The sequence below is a fragment of the Chitinophaga sp. 05T412 genome, assembly GCF_056396465.1.
This window is the reverse complement of sequence record NZ_JBFTLN010000005.1, coordinates 232560-256336: the sequence shown is the minus strand read 5'-3', so window position 1 is coordinate 256336 and position 23777 is coordinate 232560. Positions and strand designations below refer to the sequence as shown.

Here is a 23777-nt window from a genome sequence, read left to right as displayed (position 1 = left end):
GCCATTGTGTACGAGATATAAGCGGATGTACGCTTTACTCTACTACACAATGGCTTTTTGCTTTTAGCTTTATGCTTTCCGCTTATTTAGCGGTTGCTTCAAAGCGTTTGCTGATAGCGTTCCAGTCAACAACGTTCCAGAATGCTTTCAGGTATTCCGGACGACGGTTCTGGTACTTCAGGTAGTAAGCATGTTCCCATACGTCTACACCGAGGATAGGAGTACCTTTTACTTCGGCCACATCCATCAGGGGGTTATCCTGGTTAGGAGTGGAAGAAACTTCCAGTTTGCCGTCTTTAATCAGCAACCATGCCCAGCCAGAACCGAAGCGGGTAGCGCCGGCAGTGCTGAATTTTTCCTGGAATGCTTCAAAAGAACCAAATGCGCTGTTGATAGCATCTGCCAGTTTACCGGTTGGAGCGCCACCTGCGTTAGGAGCAAGGCTGGTCCAGAAGAAACTGTGATTCCAGTGGCCACCGCCATTGTTTCTTACTGCAGGGCTGATTTTGCCGGCATTAGCTACCAGCTCTTCCAGTGATTTGTTCTCGTTTTCGGTACCTGCAACTGCTTTGTTCAGATTATCTACATAAGCCTGGTGGTGCTTACCGTGGTGAATTTCCATAGTCAGTTTATCGAAATTCGGTTCTAACGCGTCAGTTGCGTATGGTAAGCTCGGAAGTGTAAATGCCATAACTCAATTTTTTATGGGTTTTAAAATATGATTTCTTGATAGTCGCCAAATTTACTGCCAATCCGTTAAAATTTAGCCATTTAATTATTTAGTTATTTAGATATTTAGTTTGCCTAATGCATTTAAACCGGCAAAACCCAATAAGCAAACTATAAAATCAGGAAATCAGCCATTACCAGGACTTGATCATATGGAAAATTATTTTATATTTACGGATACTCGGTTTAACAGGACGTAACATATAGGCATATTTCGTGTGTGCTTGGTTGTTGTTTACCTATTGTTTGTTTAAAACTTATAGTATGCAGACAGGCTCAGACTCAGGGCAAAATTTTTCCCTCAATGCCTTACAAAAGGAAAATGAGTTGCTAAGAAATCGTATTCATTGGCTGGAAAGCGTTATCCATCATGTTCCCGCAATGATTTACAGCTATGATAATAACAATAAATCTGTTACCTGGTGTAATGACCGCCTGGCAGCAACTGTAGGTTTTTCTTCCGAAGAAATGGCGGGAATGGGCATGGAGTTTTTCCAGCACATCATGCATCCGGACGATTTTAAACTGGCGGCAGTGGCCCAGCAATCATTCATTAATAATAAGGCGCAATTTGGAGGCCTTGCACGTATACGCAAGAAAGGAGAAATAGACTACAGCTGGCTGATTGGCTTAGAAGTGCCCTTCACGCATGATAAGAATGGGAGAGTAGTAGAAATCCTCTGTGCCTTCCTCGATCTCACCGATGCCATTGATACCAATGTACAACTGTCGGAAGCACTCAGCGCTATTCTGCGCCGGCAGAATGAAAATCTGTTCAATAAACTTACACCCAGGGAAAAAGACGTACTGGCTATGGCCGTGAAAGGCCTTAATAACAAGGAAATTGCAAATTCGTTGAACCTTAGCCGTTATACCGTAGAAACACACCGTAAAAATATCCGCCTGAAACTGAAAGTACGCAACACTTCGGAGCTGGTCACCATTGCACGAAAGATAGGATTTCAATAAAAAGATAGGAGAAGATAGTATCAGTAATTGACCTTGTTCCCGACCAGAACGCTTCACTTGACTTCGTTTAACTACGACGATTGGCTGCCGTAATTCCAAAAGGAGGTTTCCTGTAAACCAGCGACTAGCTTAAAGATTTGTTAAAAAGAATTTTGCTAAATTTTGCTAAATTTTTTAAAAATACCCAAGCTTGGGTATTTGCCCGTCTTTTAAAGTCCACTAATTTTGTGAATTAAATATTGAGAAATAAATATTGAGAAATAAATTTTACGAGGGTTTTTGAAACATCCCGTATGAATAACTAGCCGAAATACCCCCTATGACTATGATAACCGAGGAAAGAGCATTTAATATTTTGCAACTGGCGGAAACCGCTACTGCTGAAGAAATTGTAGCTCGTTATGAAATCCTGAAGGACCAGTACAGGAAAATAAAAGATGAAACAGAAGACCTTAGAACAAGGCTCGCCTATCAGTTAAAACAAATAGAACTGGATGATGTATTTATTTACTTCAGAAGAAAACAAAGAATATAAAGGATCACTGACTAAGCTTTTTTAATATTCATTCGTTGTGTTTTTAAGCTCAGCTTTCATCCATTGTTCTCTTTCTGCCTCCTGGTCTTACCTTCCCACTTTAGCTCCATTTTATTTTCAGTATATTTAGCACAAATTCTATTTAAACAGATATGCTATGAACGTGTACTTGCTTATTGTTTTGCTACTGCTATTTGCAGTCGTCATGTCGTGCTTTGTTACTGTACAACAGGGAAACATCGCTGTAACCACCATCTTCGGAAAATATAACCGGATATTATTCCCAGGTCTTAACTTTAAAATTCCTGTGATTGAAAAGGTATTCAAAAGAGTATCTATCCAGAACAGATCCGTAGAACTGGAGTTTCAGGCTATTACCATTGATCAGGCCAATGTTTATTTCAAAGCAATGTTATTGTATGCTGTATGGAATCAACAGGAAGAAACAATTAAAAATGTGGCCTTCAAATTTATGGATGAAAGAAGCTTCATGCAGGCGCTGGTACGCACTATTGAAGGATCTATCCGTGGATTTGTAGCTACCAAAAGACAAGCAGAAGTACTGGGCCTGCGTAAAGATATTACCGAACACGTAAAGGAACAGATCGATAAAACCCTGGAAGAATGGGGTTTCCACCTGCTGGATCTGCAAATGAACGATATTACATTTGATGAAGTAATCATGAAATCGATGGCGCAGGTGGTGGCGTCTAATAACCTGAAGGCTGCTGCTGAAAACGAAGGACAGGCATTGCTGATCACCAAAACCAAAGCGGCAGAAGCAGATGGTAACGCCATCAAAATTGCGGCAGAAGCAGAGCGCCAGGCCGCGCAGCTGCGTGGTATGGGTGTGGCGTTGTTCCGGGAAGAAGTGGCCAAAGGTATGAGCATGGCTGCTAAAGAAATGCAGCAAGCCAATCTCGATACCTCTGTGATCCTCTTTTCCATGTGGACGGAAGCTATCAAGCACTTCGCTGAAAACTCAAAAGGAAACGTCATCTTCCTGGATGGCTCTTCTGAAGGAATGGATCATACCATGAAACAAATGATGGGTATGAACAAAATCATGGATGCCAATAAGAAATAATTATCTTCTTTGTTCAAAGAAAGTTTTCATTAACTGTAAACTTTCTTCGCTGCACGGACCGGCTTCCAGTTTCGTTTTAGGATGAAACGGGGACCGGTCACCGGTAGCTCTCCGATAGCTGTTCTTATCGTCTGCTGCGGCATATACAATTCTCCCAATCTTGCTCCAGTAAAGGGCGCCCGCACACATCAGACAAGGTTCTACCGTTACATACAACGTTGCCTCCATCAAATATTTACTTCCCAGCGTGTTGAATGCCGCTGTGAGGGCAATCATCTCCGCATGGGCAGTGCAGTCGTTTAGTCTTTCTACGTGATTATATCCACGGCCAATGATGCGGTTGTTCAATACTACCACTGCACCAATAGGTACTTCTCCGTCTTCAAAGGCTTTGCGTGCTTCCTGCAACGCCTGCCGCATAAAATGTTCATCGGTCATATATAGCGCTTAGCTTTTAGCCATTAGCTTTTAGCTGATGGCTAAAAGCTAATGGAAATAGTGGTATTTAGTTAGATGCTGATATTCAGCAGTTGGATAAATTCTTCTTCTGTCAATACTTTGATGGTATTGATTTTTTTGGCTTTTTCGAGTTTGCTGCCGGCCTCTTCTCCTACTACCAGGTAGTTGAGTTTGCTGCTTACACCGCTGACTATTTTACCGCCTTCTTTTTCCACCAACTCCTCAGCGTCACTACGTTTCAGCTTGTGTAGCGTACCGGTAAACAAGAAGGTTTGACCGCTGAGATTACCGGATTCAGTAGATGACTTTTTGGTATTCTCCATGCTAATACCTAATGTAGCCAGTTTCTTTAACATCTCGATGTTATCAGCGTCGGCAAAGTATGACCGGATAGAGCCTGCTACTTTGGGACCTATGTCTTCCAATGCAAGGATTTGCTCTTCTGTCCAGTTTTGCAAATCCATGATATGTGTAACGGCGTTCGCCAGCGTTTTGGCGGTGGTTTCACCTACATAGCGGATGCCTAATCCGAAAATCAAACGATGCAGCGGTTGCGTCTTAGACTGTTCAATAGCGGTTTCCAGATTGGTCAGTGATTTTTTGCCAAACCCTTCCAGTTCCCCGATTTTTTCGTAGTTGAGTTCATAGATGCCAGGAATATCTTTTAGTAATCCTAACGAAAAGAACTTACGCACATTGCTTTCGCCAAAGCTTTTAATATCCATGGCGTCTTTTTTTACAAAGTGGATGATTCTTTCTACTACCTGTGCTTCACAATATTTATTGGTGCAGCGCCAAACACTTTCCTCTGCAGGTTTTGAGAGCGGGTGATGGCATACAGGACAATCGGTGGGAAATATGATATCCTGTTCGCTGCCGTCTCTTAAATCGGGAATAGGTCCTGAAATATAGGGGATCACATCTCCCGCTCTTTCTACCAACACGGTATCTCCCAGTTTCAGGTCTTTCTCTTTAATGACGTCTTGATTGAAAAGAGAAATAGAACCTACGGTAACACCACCGATGTGTACCGGATCAATTTTGGCGACAGGTGTAATAGAGCCGGTGCGGCCAACCTGATACTCAACAGCACGCAGCTTACTGGTAGCCTGTCTGGCTTTGAATTTATAGGCAATGGCCCAGCGCGGGTGGTGGGTGGTCATGCCCAGTTTATCCTGCAGCTGGTAGTCATTAACTTTTACTACCATGCCATCTATTTCATAAGGGAGGTTGTCACGTTCATTTTCAAACCAAAGGCAGTGATCAATGACGGCCTGTATCCCTTTTACTACTTTCTTTTCTTTGGCGGGGCTTCTGAAGCCGAGTGTAGACAATAGTTCCAGGGTGCCGCTATGGGTAATCAGTTCAGCAGGTTCTGTTTGTCCCGGATTCATATTGTGGAAGCTCATGTGATATAAAAAGGCTTCCAGCCCACGTTTCGCTACTTCTTTGGGATCTTTCATCCGGAGGGAACCTGAGGCGGCATTGCGTGGATTAGCCAGTGGTGGCAGGTTTTCTGCAATACGTTTCTCGTTGAAGGCTGCGAAAGTATTTTTATTGATCAGCACTTCTCCACGGATTTCTATTTGATGAATGCCGTATTTAGAGAATTGGGCCGACCGGGGAACGGTACGGATTTGCTGAATGTTGGGAGTGATGTCTTCTCCGGCAACACCATCGCCGCGGGTAGCGCCGCGGGTGAGCTGGTCGTTTTCGTAGATGAGTGAAATGCTGGCGCCATCGAATTTGGGTTCAATGCAGTACTCTATTTCGGTGAGGCCGGAAGCTTCGCGGGCTTTGCGGTCCCAGTCCAGCAGGTCGTCTGCATTGTAGGAGTTTTCCAGGCTGAGCATCGGTACCAGGTGAGGTACGGTCACAAATTCTTCGTTGAGCCCTTTGGCTACGCGTTGGGTGGGAGAGTCGGAAGTGATCAGGTCCGGGTGCTCTTGCTCCAGCTTTTTAAGCCAGGCGAACAGCTGATCATATTCGTAATCGCTGATTACGGGTTCGCTTTGTACGTAATAGCGCCAGTCGTTATAACTAATTACCCGGCGAAGTGCGTCCAGGGTTTCATCAATGGATTGCAACAGCTGTTGCTGTTGTAAGCGGCTGAGCAAATCTTTGGCCAGCTGCGCCAGGGTTATTTCTATCTCCTTTGTGTACATAATATGTGAAACTGAACCGTAAATTTAAACTTATCTTTCAGGTTAGGAATGTGTCTCCAAAAAATTCAGTGGTTTTTGTTTTAAATGTGGTAATTTTTTCTTTCATTTGATGATAATTCTACGTGAACACAATTAACTGCGTTTTACTGTAATTCCACGTTCCTTATGATGTCTATGTACACCAAGAACATCAATACACATCTTGTAGAGATACAGGATTACTTCAAAGTAGCCATATCTGTAGACTGCGTCATCTTCGGCTTTAACAATGATGAGCTGAAAGTATTATTGATTGAGTCGGATCTCAAAGAGTTCAAAGGTAAATGGTCGCTGCTGGGTGATATTGTGCGGCCGGAAGAAGAGCTGGACGAAGCCGCGTATCGCGTATTGAAGGCCCGTACGGGTTTAGACGACGTGTATATGGAGCAGGTGCAAACCTTTGGTGCTATTCAACGGCATCCTGCGGGGCGCGTAATAACGGTGGCTTACTACTCCCTCGTGAATATTGAGCATGTAGAGCTGAAGCTGCATAACAACGAACTGCATTGGCATAGCGTGAAAGACCTGCAGGACATGGCTTTTGACCACAAACAGATACTGGATACCTGCCATGAGCGGCTGAAACAGCAGGTGCTGGTACAGCCTATTGGCTTTAACCTCTTACCCCGCAAGTTTTCCCTGCGCGAATTACAAAACCTTTACGAAGCCATTTTGGATATGGAACTGGATCGGCGGAACTTCCGGAAGAAGTTTTTATCCATGGATTTGCTGATGGATTTGAATGAAGAAGAGGAAGATGTACCGCATCGTCCTGCCAAGCTCTACAAATTTAATTTCGACAAATACGAACAGCGTAAGAAGCGTTACCTGGGTATTGGCTTCTGATAGCACGCGGGTGGTACTTTTTTAGCCTATATATTCTCTTTTTCCTTTATTTCTGCCAATTCGATTGAGAAAGAAATCCTTTGTCAATAAGGGTTTGCCTTTCTGTGCCCTGCTATAAAATTGCAAGGTTAATTTTCTACCGAAAAGCAAAAAAAAGTTTGTTTTTAACAAAATTTTAATTAAGATTGTGTAAGATATACACATCCTAGAAAACAACTTATTTTCAGGATAGAAAACCAAAATTTAAGACGAGTCGCACGAAGATTTTTTCACAGTATTTTATTGTATGTAGAAATTCCACTAATGAGATTTACCGACTACAAAATCATTAATCAATAGTTTGATTTTATAGTTCCACGTTATGAATCATAAGACTGCTAAGCATTACTGCCTTGTGTCTTACTTTACGCTTTCCCTTGTACAGGTATTGTACAGGGGAAAGTTGTTTTAGGGAAATACTAAGCGATTTCGGGATCGGTTAAAAAATTTGCAACAAAAAAAGGAACTCGTTTAATCAATTCTATTTCTGGGGAAACCCGCGCTATGCCGGCAGTTCAGCTGGTTTTTCCGTAACTTGCGTTTTCACGCAAATCAGCAAAAGTGCGCAGTGCCTGAAGGAGGGAAAAGGTGCTTCTGCTGTGGGGTGTGAATTAAACCGGTTATTTATATGTCTTATACACCGCAACATAAGGTTCGTATTGTAACGGCAGCAGCTTTATTCGATGGGCACGATGCGGCCATCAATATCATGCGCCGCATTATGCAGGCCAAGGGCGCCGAGGTGATTCACCTGGGCCATAACCGCTCCGCTGCTGAAATTGTGGACTGTGCTATACAGGAAGATGCACAAGGCATCGCGGTTACTTCCTATCAGGGAGGACACGTAGAATTCTTCAAGTATATGTATGATTTGCTGCAGCAGAAAGGTTGCGGTCATATTAAAATCTTCGGCGGCGGCGGTGGTACCATTCTGCCGGTAGAAATTGAAGAACTGCATGCCTACGGCATTGCCCGTCTTTATTCCCCGGACGATGGCCGCCAAATGGGTCTGGAAGGGATGATCGAAGACCTGATCAGTCAATGCGATATTGCGGTAACACCACTCACCGCCGGCGGAAATGTAGAGGATATCCCGCAACTGAAAAAAGACAAGAACCCGAAAGTCATTGCCCGATCTATCAGCCTCGCTGAAAACGATTTGCCGGTAGCCCTGCTCAAAGGACAAAAAGCCAGAACAGCCGTTACCGTGAATGAAGGCGAAGCACATATCACCCATACCTCAGATAATCCGGAAAAGTCGCCCGTACTGGGTATTACCGGCACCGGCGGCGCTGGTAAAAGTAGCGTTACGGATGAATTGGTACGCCGTTATCTGAATCATACTAAGGATAAAACCGTAGCGGTGATTTCGGTAGACCCTTCCAAAAAGAAGACCGGCGGCGCTTTGCTGGGCGATCGTATCCGCATGAACTCCATTCATCACCCACGTGCCTACATGCGCTCCCTGGCTACCCGCGAAAGCGATAAAGCCATCAGCGAACATATACAGGAAGCGATCGACATCTGCAAACTGGCAGCATTCGATTTCATCATCCTGGAAACATCCGGTATTGGTCAAAGCGATACCGCTATCACCGACTATTGCGATGTATCGCTCTATGTGATGACACCGGAGTATGGCGCCGCTTCCCAGCTGGAAAAGATCAACATGCTGGACTACGCTGATGTGATTGCCATCAACAAATTCGACAAAGCCGGCGCACTCGATGCCCTGCACGACGTGCGCAAACAATATAAACGTAACCACGGCCTCTGGGATGCTAAAGAAGATTCCCTGCCAGTGGTAGGTTCCATTGCTTCACAGTTCAATGACCCAGGTATTAACCTGTTGTTTGAAAGAGTAATGGAAAAAGTAGAAGAGAAGACGGGCGCCAGTTTTGGCCCGATGGCACATGAAAGCGTGAAATCTACTTCTACCAAATCACAGATCATTCCGCCTGCACGGGTACGCTACCTCGCCGAAATAGCGGAAGCCATTGGCGACTACAGCAAATTCACAGACGAGCAATGTAAACTTGCCAGTCAGCTGTATCAGATTGCCGGCGTGATTGCGTTACAACCGCAGCTGACAAACTCACTCGCAGATGTGAAGGCGCACCTGGAAAAATCTTTGCACCCGGAATGCAAAAAGCTGGTGGAAGAATGGCCTGCCTTGCAGCAAAAATATACCACTGATTTTTATGAATTTCAGGTGAGAGACAAGATAATTAAATTGCCACTCTTCTCTGAAAGCCTCAGCCATAGCAGAATTCCAAAAGTAAGTTTGCCGAAGTATAAAGATTGGGGGGACATCCTGCGCTGGCAGCTCACCGAAAACCTACCCGGCGAATTCCCTTATGCCGCCGGTGTATTCCCGCTGAAAAGGGAAGGAGAAGATCCTACCCGTATGTTCGCGGGAGAAGGTGGCCCGGAAAGAACCAACAAACGTTTCCACTACGTATCATTGGATCAGCCGGCAAAGCGCTTGTCTACTGCATTCGACAGTGTTACCCTCTACGGGGAAGATCCTGCAGTGCGACCAGACATTTACGGTAAAGTAGGTAACTCCGGCGTGAGCATCGCTACCGTTGATGATGCGAAGAAATTATACAGCGGCTTTGATCTCTGCGACGCTAAAACGTCGGTGTCCATGACGATCAACGGCCCCGCGCCCATATTGCTGGCATTTTTTATGAATGCTGCCATCGATCAGCAGTGCGAAAAATATATCAAAGAAAATGGCCTCACCGAAAAGGTGCAGGCGCTGATAAAAACAAAGTTCAAAGATCATCCGCTGCCACATTACAGCGGCGACCTGCCAGCAGGTAATGACGGCCTGGGACTCGATCTGCTGGGCATCTCCGGCGAAGAAGTATTGGATCGTGCCGTATACGAAAAGATAAAAGCCCATGCACTGAGCACCGTGCGTGGTACCGTACAAGCGGATATCCTGAAAGAAGACCAGGCACAGAATACCTGCATTTTCTCTACTGAATTTGCCCTGAAGTTAATGGGTGATGTACAGGAATATTTCATCACGGAAAAGGTGCGCAACTTTTATTCCGTGAGTATTTCCGGCTACCACATTGCGGAAGCAGGGGCGAATCCAATTACACAGCTTGCGTTTACACTGGCAAATGGATTTACTTACGTAGAGTACTACCTGAGCCGTGGCATGAACATCGATGATTTTGCGCCTAACCTGTCGTTCTTCTTCAGCAACGGTATGGACCCTGAATATGCGGTAATAGGCCGCGTTGCCCGTCGTATCTGGGCCAAGGCCATCAAGTATAAGTACAAAGGAAACGACCGCTCGCAGAAACTGAAATATCATATCCAGACATCCGGCCGCAGTTTGCACGCACAGGAGATTGATTTCAACGATATCCGTACTACGCTGCAGGCGCTGTATGCCATCTATGATAACTGTAATTCCCTGCACACCAACGCCTACGATGAAGCCATTACCACGCCTACAGAAGAAAGTGTAAGACGTGCCATGGCCATTCAGCTGATCATCAACCGCGAACTGGGTACTGCTAAAAACGAAAACCCGGTACAAGGCGCCTTCTTCATTGAAGAACTGACAGACCTGGTAGAAGAAGCCGTACTCAGCGAATTTAACCGCATCACCGAACGCGGCGGCGTATTGGGTGCTATGGAAAGAATGTATCAGCGTAATAAAATACAGGAAGAAAGCCTGTACTATGAATCATTGAAACATACCGGCGAATTCCCGATTGTAGGCGTGAATACCTTCCTGAATAAAAATGGTTCTCCTACCATTATTCCAGCCGAAGTAATCCGTTCTACTACCGAAGAAAAAGAATTCCAGATACATACCCTGGAAGCCTTCCAGCACAGACATCAGCAGAAAAACGCTGCAGCACTGCAGCAGTTACAACAGGTAGCAGTTACCAACGGTAACCTGTTTGCAGAACTGATGGAAACGGTGAAACACTGTTCTCTCGGACAAATCACACATGCGCTTTACGAAGTAGGCGGACAATACCGCAGAAATATGTAGTAGAGCTGAAGGCATAAAGCAGAAAGCAAAAAGCTATTATAGCGAATGATTAAAGCGAAGGATGAAATATCTATCCGCTCAGGTCATTCGCTATAATAGCTTTTTGCTTTATGCTTTATGCCTTCAGCCGTTTAAGTTATATTAGTATTACCTTTTAGCGTCTCTCTGTTTTACGCGCTATGAGCTTCCTATTTTACAGCTTCACTTATCGTAATCGCTATGAAAAGAATTCTTTTTGCTTTGATGGTGTTGGCGGGTTGGCAGGCAAATGCGCAAGTAAAAGATACAGTGGCCAAACGTATTACATTGCCTAATGGATGGGCATTAACGCCGGTGGGGCGTTCATTGCCATTAGGTGATTTGCCGTTGAATATGATACTATCGCCTTCCGGTAAATACCTGGCGGTGACCAACAATGGGCAAAGCCGTCAAACTATTCAGCTGATTGATGTAGCAAAAGAGCAACTGCTGGATGAAATAAACATTCCTAAATCATGGCTGGGATTGGCTTTTAGCAAAGATGAAAAGAAACTGTATGCTTCCGGCGGTAATGATAATGTGATCTGGCAATACGGTATCGGCAATAATAAATTGCAGGTAACCGACTCCATTTGGTTAGGATCTGGTTGGCCAAAGGAAAAAATTTGCCCTACTGGCATCACCATAGATCCATCACGTAACCGGCTATACGTAGTTACAAAGGAGAACAACAGTTTATATGTGATTGATCTGCAGCAAAACAAAGTCATCTCGCATGTTCCTTTGGCGGCGGAAGCCTATACCGTGTTGCTATCTAAAGAAAAAGACCGCCTCTATATTTCCCTCTGGGGAGGCGATGCGGTGGCAGTATATGATATTGCTACGGGGAAAATAAGCGGTGCGATCCCAGTAGGTAGTCACCCGAATGAAATGATTTTATCTGCCAACGGTAAGTACCTGTACGTGGCTAATGCCAATGATAATTCTGTATCGATTATCAATACTGCCAATCAGCAGGTAATTGAGTTGCTGCAAACGGCATTGTATCCGGATGCCTTGACAGGCTCTACTACCAACGGATTGGCATTGTCTGCCAACAATAAACAACTGTATATTGCCAACGCAGACAACAACTGTTTGGCGGTGTTTGATGTTACCACACCGGGTAAAAGTAAATCCAAAGGATTTATACCGGTAGGTTGGTATCCTACCTGTGTAAGAGTAGCTGGGAAAAAGATATTGGTGGCTAATGGTAAAGGATTTACTTCGCTGGCGAATCCTGACGGTCCTAATCCCATCAATAAAAAAGAAGAGAGTGGATCGCATCAGGCTAATATACGGAAAGACAGACCTGTACAGTATATCGGCGGTTTATTTAAAGGTACCTTGTCGGTATTTAACGCACCAGATGATGCATTGTTGAATAGTTGGTCAAGGTTGGTATATGAAAACACACCGTATACAAAAGCAAAAGAGAATACTGCTGCCGGTGAAGCGGGGAATCCCATTCCTCGTGGTGTCGGACAAACATCTCCCATCAAATATATCTTTTACATTATTAAGGAAAACCGCACATACGACCAGGTACTGGGAGACATGTCCGGCGGCAATGGCGACAGTAGCTTATGTATTTTCCCAGAACGAATTACTCCTAATCAACATCGTATAGCCCGTGATTTTGTGTTGTTGGATAATTTTTATGTAGATGCGGAAGTCAGCGCGGATGGCCATAATTGGAGTACGGCGGCCTATGCTACTGACTATGTGGAAAAGACCTGGCCTACCAGTTATGGTGGCCGTGGCGGTACATATGACTATGAAGGAAGCCGTAAAATAGCCTATCCAAAGAAAGGCTTTATATGGGATTATTGCCAGCGTGCGGGTGTGAGCTATCGTACCTATGGCGAATTTGCCGGTAAGGGCAAGGCGGCGCTGGCATCTCTCGAAAAAAACTTCTGTACGGAATATCCTTCTTTTGATCTCAGTATCCAGGATGTATTCCGGCAGCAGCTGTGGCAGCATGATTTTGATTCGTTGCTGGCTATTGATGCGGTGCCCCGTTTCAATAGTATTCGTCTTGGTAACGACCATACCAGCGGTATGAGGAAAGGCGCTTATTCACCTTATGCTGCCGTGGCAGATAACGATCTGGCGGTAGGGCGTGTGGTGGATTACATCTCCCATAGCAAGATATGGAAGGAAAGCGCCATTTTTATTCTGGAAGATGATGCCCAGAACGGTCCTGATCACGTGGATGCACACCGCTCTCCAGCTTATGTTATAAGCCCCTACATTAAGAAAAACAGCGTTAACCATAACATGTACTCCACATCAGGACTGCTGCGTACCATGGAACTGATATTAGGCTTACCGCCTATGAGCCAGTATGACGCCGCTGCCACGCCGATGTGGGAATTATTCAGCGCTACGCCTGATGTAACGCCTTACTCCTTGCAACCAGCGCAAGTAGATATCAACGAAAGAAATGTGGCGTGGAACGAAAGCGCACGGCGTTCTGCTAATTTTGATCTGGCGCATGAAGACCGGGTTCCTGACCTGGAATTAAATGAAGTGGTGTGGAAGGCCATTCATGGCGAACATGCGGTGATGCCTGCTCCCCGCAGAAGTGCTTTCGTAAAGCTGCAGGCAGCTGAGGAAGACGATGATTAATAAAGCATAAGGCAACAAATTTATCGAGGCGGATGAGCATTGCGGATAATATCCGCAATGCTCATCCGCCTCAATGGCTTTTGACTCCTTACTTTCGGCTTTTGGGCCTTTTTGATAAATCGATTAAGCAAATACCAGAAACTTTTCTATTTTAGGGGTTCCTAAATTCAAAAAACGTTATGGTTGCAAGGAGAGATTTTCTAAAAAGTGGCGCCATGGTAGCAGGCGCTGTCGGGCTGGGACTGCCCAAAACAGTATTTGGCTGGAGCGGATACACCTCCCAGCGCCCACCACTGGCCAAGCGGAAATTTACCAGCGAGGCGGTGGAGAAGACCATTGTGAAAGTGAAAGCGCAGATTGCAGATACCAAATTGGGCTGGCTGTTTGAAAACTGTTTCCCTAATACACTTGATACCACCGTTAGTTTCAAGACTGAAAACGGTAAACCAGATACTTTCGTGATCACCGGCGATATCAACGCGATGTGGCTGCGCGACTCTTCCGCCCAGGTATGGCCTTACCTGCCACTGGTAAAAGAGGATGCCAAACTGAAAGACATGGTAGTGGGCGTGATTAACCGCCAAACAAAGTGTATCCTCATCGACCCATATGCCAATGCCTTTAACGAAGGCCCTACCGGCAGTGAGTGGGAGAAGGACCTCACGCAAATGAAGCCGGAACTGCATGAGCGCAAATGGGAAATCGACTCCCTGTGCTATCCTGTACGGTTGTCTTATAACTACTGGAAAATCAGCGGCGACAATACGCCCTTTGATGCAAAATATAAACAGGCCGCACAGCTGATCGTGAAAACGTTCAAAGAACAACAACGTAAAGACGGTCCTGGTCCTTACAAATTCCAGCGTGTTTCTGCTGTACAATCAGATACTGTTGCCAATGGTGGTTGGGGTAATCCCATATCACCGGTAGGCCTGATTGTGTCTACTTTCCGTCCTTCTGACGATGCTACCGTATTTCCTTTCCTGATTCCTTCCAATATGTTTGCCGTAGTATCCCTGCGTCAATTGGCGGAAATCAGCGAAACCATTTATAAAGACATGGCTTTTGCCAAGGAATGTATTGCGCTGGCAGATGAAGTGGATCGTGCTATTAAAGCCTATGCTATTGTAGATCATCCTAAGCTGGGCATGATGTATGGCTTCGAAGTAGATGGCTTTGGTAACCGTTTATTCCTGGACGATACCAACGTACCTAGCCTGCTGTCTATCCCTTACCTGGGATACACGGGCATCGATGATCCGTTGTATCAGGCTTCCCGTCACTTTGTGTGGAGCAATTTCCAACCGTGGTTCTACAGAGGCAAATATGGTGATGGAGTAGGTAGCCCGCATACCGGCAACGACTACATCTGGCCGATGAGTATTATCATTAGAGCATTAACCAGTCATGATAAGGAAGAAATAGCCGGCTGTATTAAAACCTTGCGCAACACCGATGGTGGCACAGGCTTTATTCATGAATCTTATCATAAAGATGATCCTACCAAATACACCCGTGCATGGTTTGCGTGGGTGAATACCTTATTTGGTGAGTTGATCCTGAAAGTAAGTGAGGAATATCCTGATTTGCTGAAAAGACAATACGCATAATTTATCCGGATAAGTTTAATCAGGGATTTTGTGAGGTATGTTCAATAAATTGTGAACATAAATCATGAAATCCCTGATTTTTTTTCAATAAACCTAAGTAGTAATGATCGCAGCAAGTATTTACCAGCAAAGGATAGCACAGTTTGATGAAGCGATGAAGAAGGAAAAGAATTTAACCTCCCTGTTATCCTGGGCGCGGTTAATCAGCTTTTTGGTGATTGCCACCAGTATAGTGCAGCTAATCCGTAACGGATGGGCGGCTATCTGGCTGGTGCTGGCTATCGCCGGCGCCATCGCTTTTGCCCGGCTGTTGATCCTTTACATCAAAGCACTGCAACGGTTACAATTATTTGAAACCCTGCTGGCCTTGAACCAGAAGGAGTTACAACTGGTTACTACGTGGCAGTCGGGCTTCGAAGACGGAAACGAATTTGCAGACGATAAACATGATTTCACCAGTGATCTGGATGTATTCGGACCTGCATCTATATTTCAGCATATCAACAGAACAGGTACGTTATCTGGTAAACGGATGCTGGCGGCGGCTTTGCGTAATCCATTGAAAGATATTGCTATCATGTTGGATACACAGGAAGCCCTGAAAGTATTGGCGCCTGAATTGGAATTCCGGCAGCAGCTTACCGCCAATGCGGTACTGGCCAAAGAAGAAGAAAGCGATCGCAGAGAGATTGTCGCCTGGTTGGAAATGCCTTTTCGGTTTATCAATAATAAGCTGGTGAAGATCGCTGTTTGGGCAAGCCCGGCGCTGATAGTGGCCGCATTGGTATATGGCATTTCAAGTGGGCAATACTACTTCGTCTCCATCATGATTGCATTTAACTGGATACTGTTGGGCATAAGTCAGAAAGAGATCATGGCGCAGTATGGACTTATGTCTCGCAAGGAACGTATACTGGATAAGTTTTCTATTCTGCTGCATCTCATCAAAAGTGGTGATTTCAAGCAAGCCCGTTTGTTACGTGAACAACAGGAGATTGCGAAGGAGGCAGATATGGCATTAAAAGGATTAGCGAAAGTGAGTGGCGCGTTTGATCAGCGTTTGAATCTGCTGGTGGGGATCGCGCTCAATTCGTTGATGCTGTATGATTTACACTGTATACTCCGCCTGGAGCGCTGGAAGCAGCAGCATACAGGGCATATCACCAACTGGTTTGATGTAATTACCCGGTTTGAAGTGTGGAATAGCCTGGCTACTTATGCATATAATCATCCGCAGTTTACCTGGCCGGAGCCGCAGGACGCACGGGTGCTGGAAGCAACAGCGCTGGGGCATCCGCTGATACCTGCCGATGAATGTGTGAAGAATGATGGCAGTGCCGGTAGTAAAGACAGCTTCCTGATCATTACCGGATCTAATATGTCTGGCAAAAGTACCTTCCTCCGCAGTGTAGGAGCGAACCTGTTGCTGGCCATGTGTGGGGCGCCGGTATGTGCAGACCGTTTGGTGTTCAGTCCTATGCATATCATGACCTCTATGCGTATCAAGGATTCTATCGCCAGCCATACATCTTATTTCCAGGCGGAGTTGTTGCGCCTGCAGCATATTATCCGTCAGCTGAAAACAGGGGAGCGGGTATTTATTTTGTTAGATGAAATTCTCAAAGGCACCAACTCGGAAGATAAGTTGTCCGGCTCCCGTAGTCTGATTGAACATTTCCTGCAATATAACTGCCTGGGCATGATTGCCACGCACGACCTGGAGCTGGGGCAGCTGGAAGCAGCCTATCCCAACGAGATCCGCAACTACTGCTTCGAAAGCACCATACAGGAAGATCATCTCTTCTTTGACTATCGCATCCGGGAAGGGGTAGCCCGTAACAAAAACGCCACCTTCCTGATGAAGCAGATGGAGATCATCTAGTAGCGGGGTAAAACAAAATTTACGTCATAACTAAATATTTTAGTAGATTTACTAAAATATTTAGTTATGACGTTGCCGTTCCAGGAAGGAGAACCAGCGCCTCAATATTACAAAGGCCGTGGGGCGCAGATCAATCCGAAAAATAAATATCTGACGGACGAATATGCACAGGAACATGCGGAGGGTATTGATGAATGGTGGCAGGCTGATGTTCCCACCCAGATATTCGAGGAACATGCCAAAACCCTTGTCAACAAAGTCGATAGCCCGGATGTAGGGATGTGGTTTTCCATGAATCCCTATCAGGGCTGCGAGCATGGCTGTATTTACTGTTATGCCCGTAACACCCACCAGTTCTGGGGCTTGAGCGCCGGCCTTGATTTTGAACGCAAAATCATCGTGAAGCATAATGCACCCGCCCTGCTCCGCAAGTTCCTGGACAACAAGAACTGGGTACCCAAGCCCATTTCCCTGTCCGGCAATACCGACTGCTATCAGCCTATAGAGCGCAAAATGTGGCTGACCCGTCAGCTGCTGGAAGTGGCGGTGGAGTATAAGCAGCCGGTAGGTATCATCACTAAAAACTCATTGGTATTGCGGGATCGCTATCTGTTGCAGCAGCTGGCCCAGGACAACTTGCTATGCGTATACATTTCCATTACCACATTACAGGAAGACCTCCGGCAAAAAATGGAGCCCCGTACCGCTACGGCCGCCCAACGACTTAAAGTAGTGAAAGAGCTGAGTGATCTTGGTATACCCGTTGGCGTTATGACAGCCCCCATCATCCCCGGGCTGAACGATCAGGAAATTCCCCGCTTACTGGAAGCCGCAGCCGCCAATGGCGCTAAGTATGCCGGCTATACAGTAGTACGCCTCAACGATGYCGTGAAGATCATCTTTAACGACTGGCTGTATAAAAACTTCCCGGACCGGGCAGATAAAGTATGGCACATGATTGAAGGCCTGCACGGCGGACAGGTGAATGACAGCGAGTTTGGACGGAGAATGAGGGGAGATGGAAATGTGGCTGACATCATCCGGCAGCAATTTAAATTACATGTTAAAAAGAACGGCATGAATCAGGATCGCTTCGAATTCAATACAGACGCGTTCCGCAGGCCAAATGCACAATTAACTTTGTTCTGATTTTTCCCGATAAATTAGTTGCACTTTAAACTAATTGTTAAGTCTATGAAAAAAGTAGGGTGTTTTTTTGTGTAATAAAAAAAATAAAAATTACCTTTGCTCCAAGAACAAAAAGAACTGTGCAACTTATATCAACATACGAGATTTCAGCGATGGCCTGCAAGCAAAAGCAGGTCAAGGCCAGATTGCGGGCGTGTTGCACCGATTGTTAACGATAGAAAAAGTTATCAAACGATATAAACAAAAGTCCCGCACTAGAACAAGTGTGGGACTTTTGCTTTTGAAGCAGTACTGAAATGACGACATTGACAGAATTTCAAAAGATAACTGTAATGCAAAAAAATGCACCTCTTGGTGCAAACGGGATGGCTTTGCCTTTAATAAAGCCATACGGACATGGTATGCGGTAGTGTGAGATAAACCTCCACATTATTTAGTCCCGGTCCGTAAATACGGCCGGGTTTTTTTGTAGCAAAAATTCTGGCATAAAGATGGCAAACAATGTATTTTTTAAATGAAGTTATGCGCTAACCCATTTCATTAGTAAACAGTAAAGTGCATAATCCCAAAAACGTTAGATGATGAGAAACGTTATTCAAGTTGTAAGAGAGGCCTTACTCACCAATTTCAGGGAGTTGGATCAATGGTTTGAAAAAGACCAGGCATTACTGCACTTCAAACCAGACCGCGATCAGTGGAATATCAGAGAAATATTGGAGCATATTACGCTCACCAATTATTTCCTGCTCCTGATCATTAACAAAAGTACCCGCCGCGCGCTGGAACGTAAAAAGACCGGCCATACCGTTATCATTCCGGCGGACTATCAGGAGAAGTTTGACCAGATAGACGTTATCGGCAGCAAATCCTTTKGATGGGTAAGACCCGAACATATGGAACCTACCGGTTTTAAAAATATACAAGAGGTAAAAGCCCTCCTGAAACAGCAATATGCACAATGCATGTACAACCTGTCTCTCCTGAAAAACGGAGAAGGAGTACTCGTATTCACCAATATGTCTGTTAACCAGCTGGGAAAACTCGATATATACCAATACATCTACTTCCTCACCAAACACATCGAACGGCATATTCGTCAGATGCAACGACTGGAAAGAGAACACGAAGAGAGTGCGGTATTGATTTAATTTTTAAGGTCGACCATCATCATCTGTAGTTGTTAGTCCCGATTGGTATTTAAGCCGGAAGTATGCACACTTCCGGCTTTTTGCTGCCCATTTGTTAAAAATATTATAATTTTATATACTACTGCTAATCAGTATCCCTTTATGACCCAATATCCCCGATACCTATGTCTGCTTCTGGTATGCCTATGCCTGAACTACGGTACTGTTGCCTTTGCACAGGAAGACAAGAACATCACCATCACTTCGCAAAAGGATCAATATGAATTCGTTACCGGCGATAAAGAAAACCCGGTGCACATCAACCAGTATTCCGAAGTGACTTACCACTGTAATCAATTCCGCACCAGCATTCAGTATGTGGAGTTTTACGATGATAAAAGCACCATCGATGAAGTACGGGCTTTTGTGAATGACGCCCGCGCCAAATGGATCAAACCCGTTTACCAGAACTATAGCGTAGATGACATCTTCTATTCAGATGCCAAAGTATGCCGGTTTGAATTGCCTTTGGGAAAGGCCGATAGTAAAAGCAGGGTAGAACTGGACAAAACCACTCTCGACCCCCGCTACTTCTCTGCGATCTATTTTTCCGACAACTATCTCATTAAATCCAGAGAGGTAAAGATTACCATACCCCGTTGGATGAAAGCCGAGATCCGGGAAATGAATTTCGATGGCTATCACATCAAAAAAACAGTGGAGTACGACAGCAAGCGTGATCAGGATGTGTATACTTACACCACTGGAAATCTTCCGGCAAGGGTGGGTGAAAAGAACGCGCCTGGCCCATCTTACATATATCCTCACCTGCTCCTGCTATCGAAATATGCCGAACTTAAAAACGGCCGCGTGAACTACTTCAATACAACCGATGATCTCTATGCCTGGTATCGCAGCCTGGTAAAGGAAATAGGTGACGATGAAGCTATCCTGAAAACTAAAGCACAGGATATCACCAAAGGTATTGCTACTGATACCGGGAAAATAAATGCGGTGTACCACTGGGTGCAGGATAATATCCGCTACATCGCCTTCGAAGATGGGATTGCCGGCTTCAAACCGGAAAAAGCACAGAGTGTACTGCAGCATAAATACGGCGACTGTAAAGGCATGGCCAATCTTACCCGGGGCCTCCTGAAGTCGTTGGGCTTTGATGCCCGTCTTTGCTGGATCGGAACCGATCATATCGCCTATGATTATTCCATTCCCTCACTGGCCGTAGATAACCATATGATCTGCGCCCTGAACTATAAAGGCAAACGCTATTTCCTGGATGCTACAGAAACCTATATTGGGCTGGATCAGTATGCTCAACGCATACAAGGCCGTCAGGTGATGATCGAAGACGGCGACAAGTATATACTCGACCGCGTACCGAAACGAGACTGGCAGCAAAATACAGCTGTGGAAAAACGGGTGTTGCACATAGATGGCGTCGCTATTACCGGTAAGGTGCATCAACAGTGGGACGGCGAAAGCAAAGAATACCTGCTTACCCAGGTACACGGGATCAAAAAGGAGAAATTGCAGGATGCCCTAGTACAGTATCTCACAGATAATAACAGCAAATACAAGATCAGCCAACTGCAAACCTCCGATATCAATAACTGGGACAAACAGGTAGATATTCATTACGACCTGCAATACCAGGATGCCGTTACCGGTTTTGGTGATGACCTGTATACTGAAATGGATTTCAGAAAAGAATTATCCGGCTATGTAATAGATACCAGCAAACGTGAACATGATATGTTGTTCGAGTATAAACATCATGTGTTGAATGAAACCATTCTGGATGTACCAGCAGGCTATAAAGTAGGCCCACTGCCGGAAGATCTGAGCATCGACCGGGATGGCTATTCTTTTCATGTGAGCTACAAACTGAACAGCGGTAAAATAGCCTATCGCAAAGAACTGATTATTAAAAACCCCTGGCTGCCCAAATCAGGCTTCCAGCAATGGAATGCGGATATACAGGCATTAGATAAAGTATATCTCCAGCAAATCACATTGAGTAAAAAGTAATACCTATACCATGAGTACCAGATTTTTAGGATTTGTAATCATAGCCATGCTATGCCTGCCATCTGCCTACGCCCAGAAGGCAAAGGATGTCAGGGAATATAAAGAAAGGGCCGATGCAGTGAGACAGGAAGTATGGAACTGGGACATTCCTGCATTTAAAAAAGTACCCGCGCTACCAGCAAATGATAAATCATCGGCCGTTGTTATCGCCCGCCATGTGGACCTGAAAGCCTCGAGCGAAAGGAAGTTAAAATACATTGGTATCGGATTTAAAGTCAAGAAAGATATCTTTTACAGCAACACGGTTCGTGAAATGGTGAAGCTGAATGATAAAGCGGCGCTGGATGAATACTCCCAGTTTAGCTTTAAAAAGTTTCGCAACCTGAATTCCTTCTATCACTCTGGTTTGGCAACTACCGTGGTGGGTGTACGTATCATTAAGCCGGATGGTACCATGAAAGAAGTGAACGTAGATGAAGAAATAGTGAATGAAGAAGAAGGGAGTCAACAAAAAAGTAAGCTCGCCATTCCTGATTTACAGGTAGGGGATGTGATCGATTACTTTGTGAGAGTAGAAGAACAGAAAGATATTAACAGCCCGGTGGATGCGCAAATATTTGTGCTGGGCGACGATAAGCCTATCCTGCAGTACTCTGTACACTGTGAAATCAGTGATAAATATTTTGTAAGATACCGCTCATCCAATGGTGCGCCGGATATGAAAATGAAGAAAGATGATGATGGTGCTGTATTTGATCTGCTGGTAAGAAATATTCCCAGTTTACCTGTAGGCCTGTGGATGTCGCCCTATCGCCAGATTCCAATGATCAGAATGGATATCCTTTTCGGTACCCGTTTGGAAGAAGGACAGGTAGCCGGAGAAGTGAGACGCAATCCTTCGGCGGCGGAAATGAAAGATGCTGCGGCTAGTAATGTGTTTGGGGAAGGCATGGCCTATTCATCTACCAAATACCTTTTACAGGAAGCGGTAAGAGACTTATCAAAGCAGTACAAGAAAGAGTATGGAAAGGAAGTGCCGAAGGATAGTCTGGTGTATTATGTATACTATGCATTCCGTTATCTGGCCTTTTATCGGGTAGATGCTGGTGATAAGATTGTAGTAGGGCGTGAACGAAACTACGGATCACCTAACAGTACGAAGTATTTGCAGCTGCTGTATGATGTAATGAAAGGACTAAATGTGCCTACAGATTTTGTGGTGGTGACTTCCCGATATGGTCCTGCGCCGGAAGAGTTGCTGAACTCCAGTGATTATGAGTATATGTTGAGAACGCGGGGAACTGACCCGCTATTTATGAGCGCGGAAGGTCTGTTCTCTAACTTTGGTGATATAGCGTCAGAATATGAAGGACAGGTAGGTACGTTGGTGGATTTGAATAAGTACAATAAACGTAAGAGGACAATGGAGTCTTACGCCCCCGTTGGCATTCCTACCACTACCGCAGATGATAATACCAGCATAGAGCAAATGAAAATTGCGTTGAGTGATGATATGCAGTTGCTAAAGATAGATCGTAATACCACCATGAAAGGCAATCTGCGCCAGGATGAACAGAAACGGCTATTGCTGTTTGAAGATTATTATGAGCAGGAAAGATTGGCGCTTGGCGTGAGAAAATCTATTRCGGAACAGTTCTCCGTTGGTCGTTCTACTTTACCGGAAGAGTATAAAGCAGCCTTTGCCGCAGCGCGTAAAACACAAAAGGATCAATTTACAGAGGAGATAAAAGCACAATTTGATATTACACCGAAAGAAGTGACTTCCTATGGTATTGATAAGATGGKATTAAGGCACAATGATCCTGACTTTGTTTATCACACCAGTTTCACACTGGATGGCCTGTTGAAACGTGCAGGCAACAACTATATCCTGGAAGCAGGTAAACTAATAGGTGGTCAATTGGAGATAAAGCCGGAGCAACGTGATCGCAAGGTAGATATCTATATGCCCTATGCACGTAGCTTTGAGAATATCATTGAAGTGACTATCCCTAAGGGTTATACGCTGGAAGGAGTTGATAAGTTGAATCGTTCTGTAGATAATGACTGCGGTTCATTTATTGTAAAAGCTACAGTAGAAGCAGATAAACTGAAGCTGCATATCAGGAAAGTGTACAAGAATAGTTTCGAACAAGTGTCGAAGTGGGGAAACCTGCTACAGGTAATAGATGCAGCGGCAGATTTTACAACGCAAAAAGTATTGTTTAAGAAAGCATAGAAAAAATATTTGAAAATATTTTGTTAAAAATTTGCAATATCAAAATATATGCTGTTATCTTTGCATCGTTAAAATTGATAATAAAACAAAAAGTAAACTGATAAAAAATGAAACGCTCAAGCTTATATATGGACAACGCACTTCCTTGCGGCACGCAAGGGGATAGCGGGTTCCGGGCGT

General features: G+C 44.9%; 15 protein-coding genes. 12 read left to right on the top strand and 3 right to left on the bottom strand.

Going from position 1 to position 23777, the window contains the following annotated elements; genetic code table 11:
* Positions 1-82: 82 nt before the first annotated feature.
* Positions 83-691 carry a superoxide dismutase gene (locus AC1DFM_RS13545; RefSeq protein WP_477077274.1) on the bottom strand — a complete coding sequence of 203 codons (609 nt, stop codon included), beginning with the start codon at positions 689-691 and terminating at the stop codon, positions 83-85.
* 302 nt (positions 692-993) lie between these two features.
* On the opposite strand from AC1DFM_RS13545, the gene AC1DFM_RS13540 reads away from it, so the two are divergent.
* From AC1DFM_RS13540 to AC1DFM_RS13530, 3 genes are all read left to right on the top strand, one after another.
* On the top strand, positions 994-1698 hold the full coding sequence (locus AC1DFM_RS13540; protein ID WP_477077273.1) for a LuxR C-terminal-related transcriptional regulator: 705 nt from the start codon (positions 994-996) through the stop codon (positions 1696-1698).
* A gap of 319 nt (positions 1699-2017) precedes the next feature.
* Positions 2018-2233 carry a hypothetical protein gene (locus tag AC1DFM_RS13535; protein WP_477077272.1) on the top strand — a complete coding sequence of 72 codons (216 nt, stop codon included), beginning with the start codon at positions 2018-2020 and terminating at the stop codon, positions 2231-2233.
* Positions 2234-2390: 157 nt separating this feature from the next.
* The gene (locus tag AC1DFM_RS13530) at positions 2391-3320 is read left to right on the top strand and encodes an SPFH domain-containing protein (protein WP_477077271.1); all 930 of its coding nucleotides are present in this window, start codon (positions 2391-2393) and stop codon (positions 3318-3320) included.
* On the opposite strand, the gene AC1DFM_RS13525 is transcribed toward AC1DFM_RS13530, so the two are convergent.
* Both AC1DFM_RS13525 and ligA read right to left on the bottom strand, forming a co-directional pair.
* A complete protein-coding gene (locus AC1DFM_RS13525) occupies positions 3321-3758 on the bottom strand; it encodes a nucleoside deaminase (protein ID WP_291925234.1) in 438 nt (145 codons plus the stop codon).
* A 71-nt stretch (positions 3759-3829) separates the two neighbouring features.
* Positions 3830-5944 carry an NAD-dependent DNA ligase LigA gene (ligA, locus tag AC1DFM_RS13520; protein WP_477077270.1) on the bottom strand — a complete coding sequence of 705 codons (2115 nt, stop codon included), beginning with the start codon at positions 5942-5944 and terminating at the stop codon, positions 3830-3832.
* Positions 5945-6109: 165 nt separating this feature from the next.
* On the opposite strand from ligA, the gene AC1DFM_RS13515 reads away from it, so the two are divergent.
* The 9 genes from AC1DFM_RS13515 (at position 6110) to AC1DFM_RS13475 (ending at position 23597) form a co-directional block, all read left to right on the top strand.
* The gene (locus tag AC1DFM_RS13515; protein WP_477077269.1) at positions 6110-6829 is read left to right on the top strand and encodes an NUDIX hydrolase; all 720 of its coding nucleotides are present in this window, start codon (positions 6110-6112) and stop codon (positions 6827-6829) included.
* A 667-nt stretch (positions 6830-7496) separates the two neighbouring features.
* Positions 7497-10895 carry a methylmalonyl-CoA mutase family protein gene (locus AC1DFM_RS13510; RefSeq protein ID WP_477077268.1) on the top strand — a complete coding sequence of 1133 codons (3399 nt, stop codon included), beginning with the start codon at positions 7497-7499 and terminating at the stop codon, positions 10893-10895.
* A gap of 219 nt (positions 10896-11114) precedes the next feature.
* Positions 11115-13544, top strand: coding sequence for a bifunctional YncE family protein/alkaline phosphatase family protein (locus AC1DFM_RS13505; protein WP_477077267.1), 2430 nt, complete (start codon positions 11115-11117; stop codon positions 13542-13544).
* Positions 13545-13723: 179 nt separating this feature from the next.
* Positions 13724-15154 carry a glycoside hydrolase family 125 protein gene (locus AC1DFM_RS13500; protein ID WP_477077266.1) on the top strand — a complete coding sequence of 477 codons (1431 nt, stop codon included), beginning with the start codon at positions 13724-13726 and terminating at the stop codon, positions 15152-15154.
* A gap of 103 nt (positions 15155-15257) precedes the next feature.
* Positions 15258-17036 (top strand): MutS-related protein, encoded by a 1779-nt coding sequence (locus AC1DFM_RS13495; RefSeq protein WP_477077265.1) that lies wholly within the window; start codon positions 15258-15260, stop codon positions 17034-17036.
* Positions 17037-17102: 66 nt separating this feature from the next.
* Complete coding sequence (locus tag AC1DFM_RS13490) at positions 17103-18185, top strand: PA0069 family radical SAM protein (RefSeq protein WP_477077264.1); 1083 nt, start codon at positions 17103-17105, stop codon at positions 18183-18185.
* Between the two features lie 581 nt (positions 18186-18766).
* Positions 18767-19333, top strand: a complete 567-nt coding sequence (locus AC1DFM_RS13485) for a DinB family protein (protein ID WP_477077263.1) — start codon at positions 18767-18769, stop codon at positions 19331-19333.
* A 141-nt stretch (positions 19334-19474) separates the two neighbouring features.
* The gene (locus AC1DFM_RS13480) at positions 19475-21358 is read left to right on the top strand and encodes a transglutaminase-like domain-containing protein (RefSeq protein ID WP_477077262.1); all 1884 of its coding nucleotides are present in this window, start codon (positions 19475-19477) and stop codon (positions 21356-21358) included.
* 10 nt (positions 21359-21368) lie between these two features.
* Positions 21369-23597, top strand: a complete 2229-nt coding sequence (locus AC1DFM_RS13475) for a DUF3857 domain-containing protein (protein WP_477077261.1) — start codon at positions 21369-21371, stop codon at positions 23595-23597.
* Positions 23598-23777 lie beyond the last annotated feature (180 nt).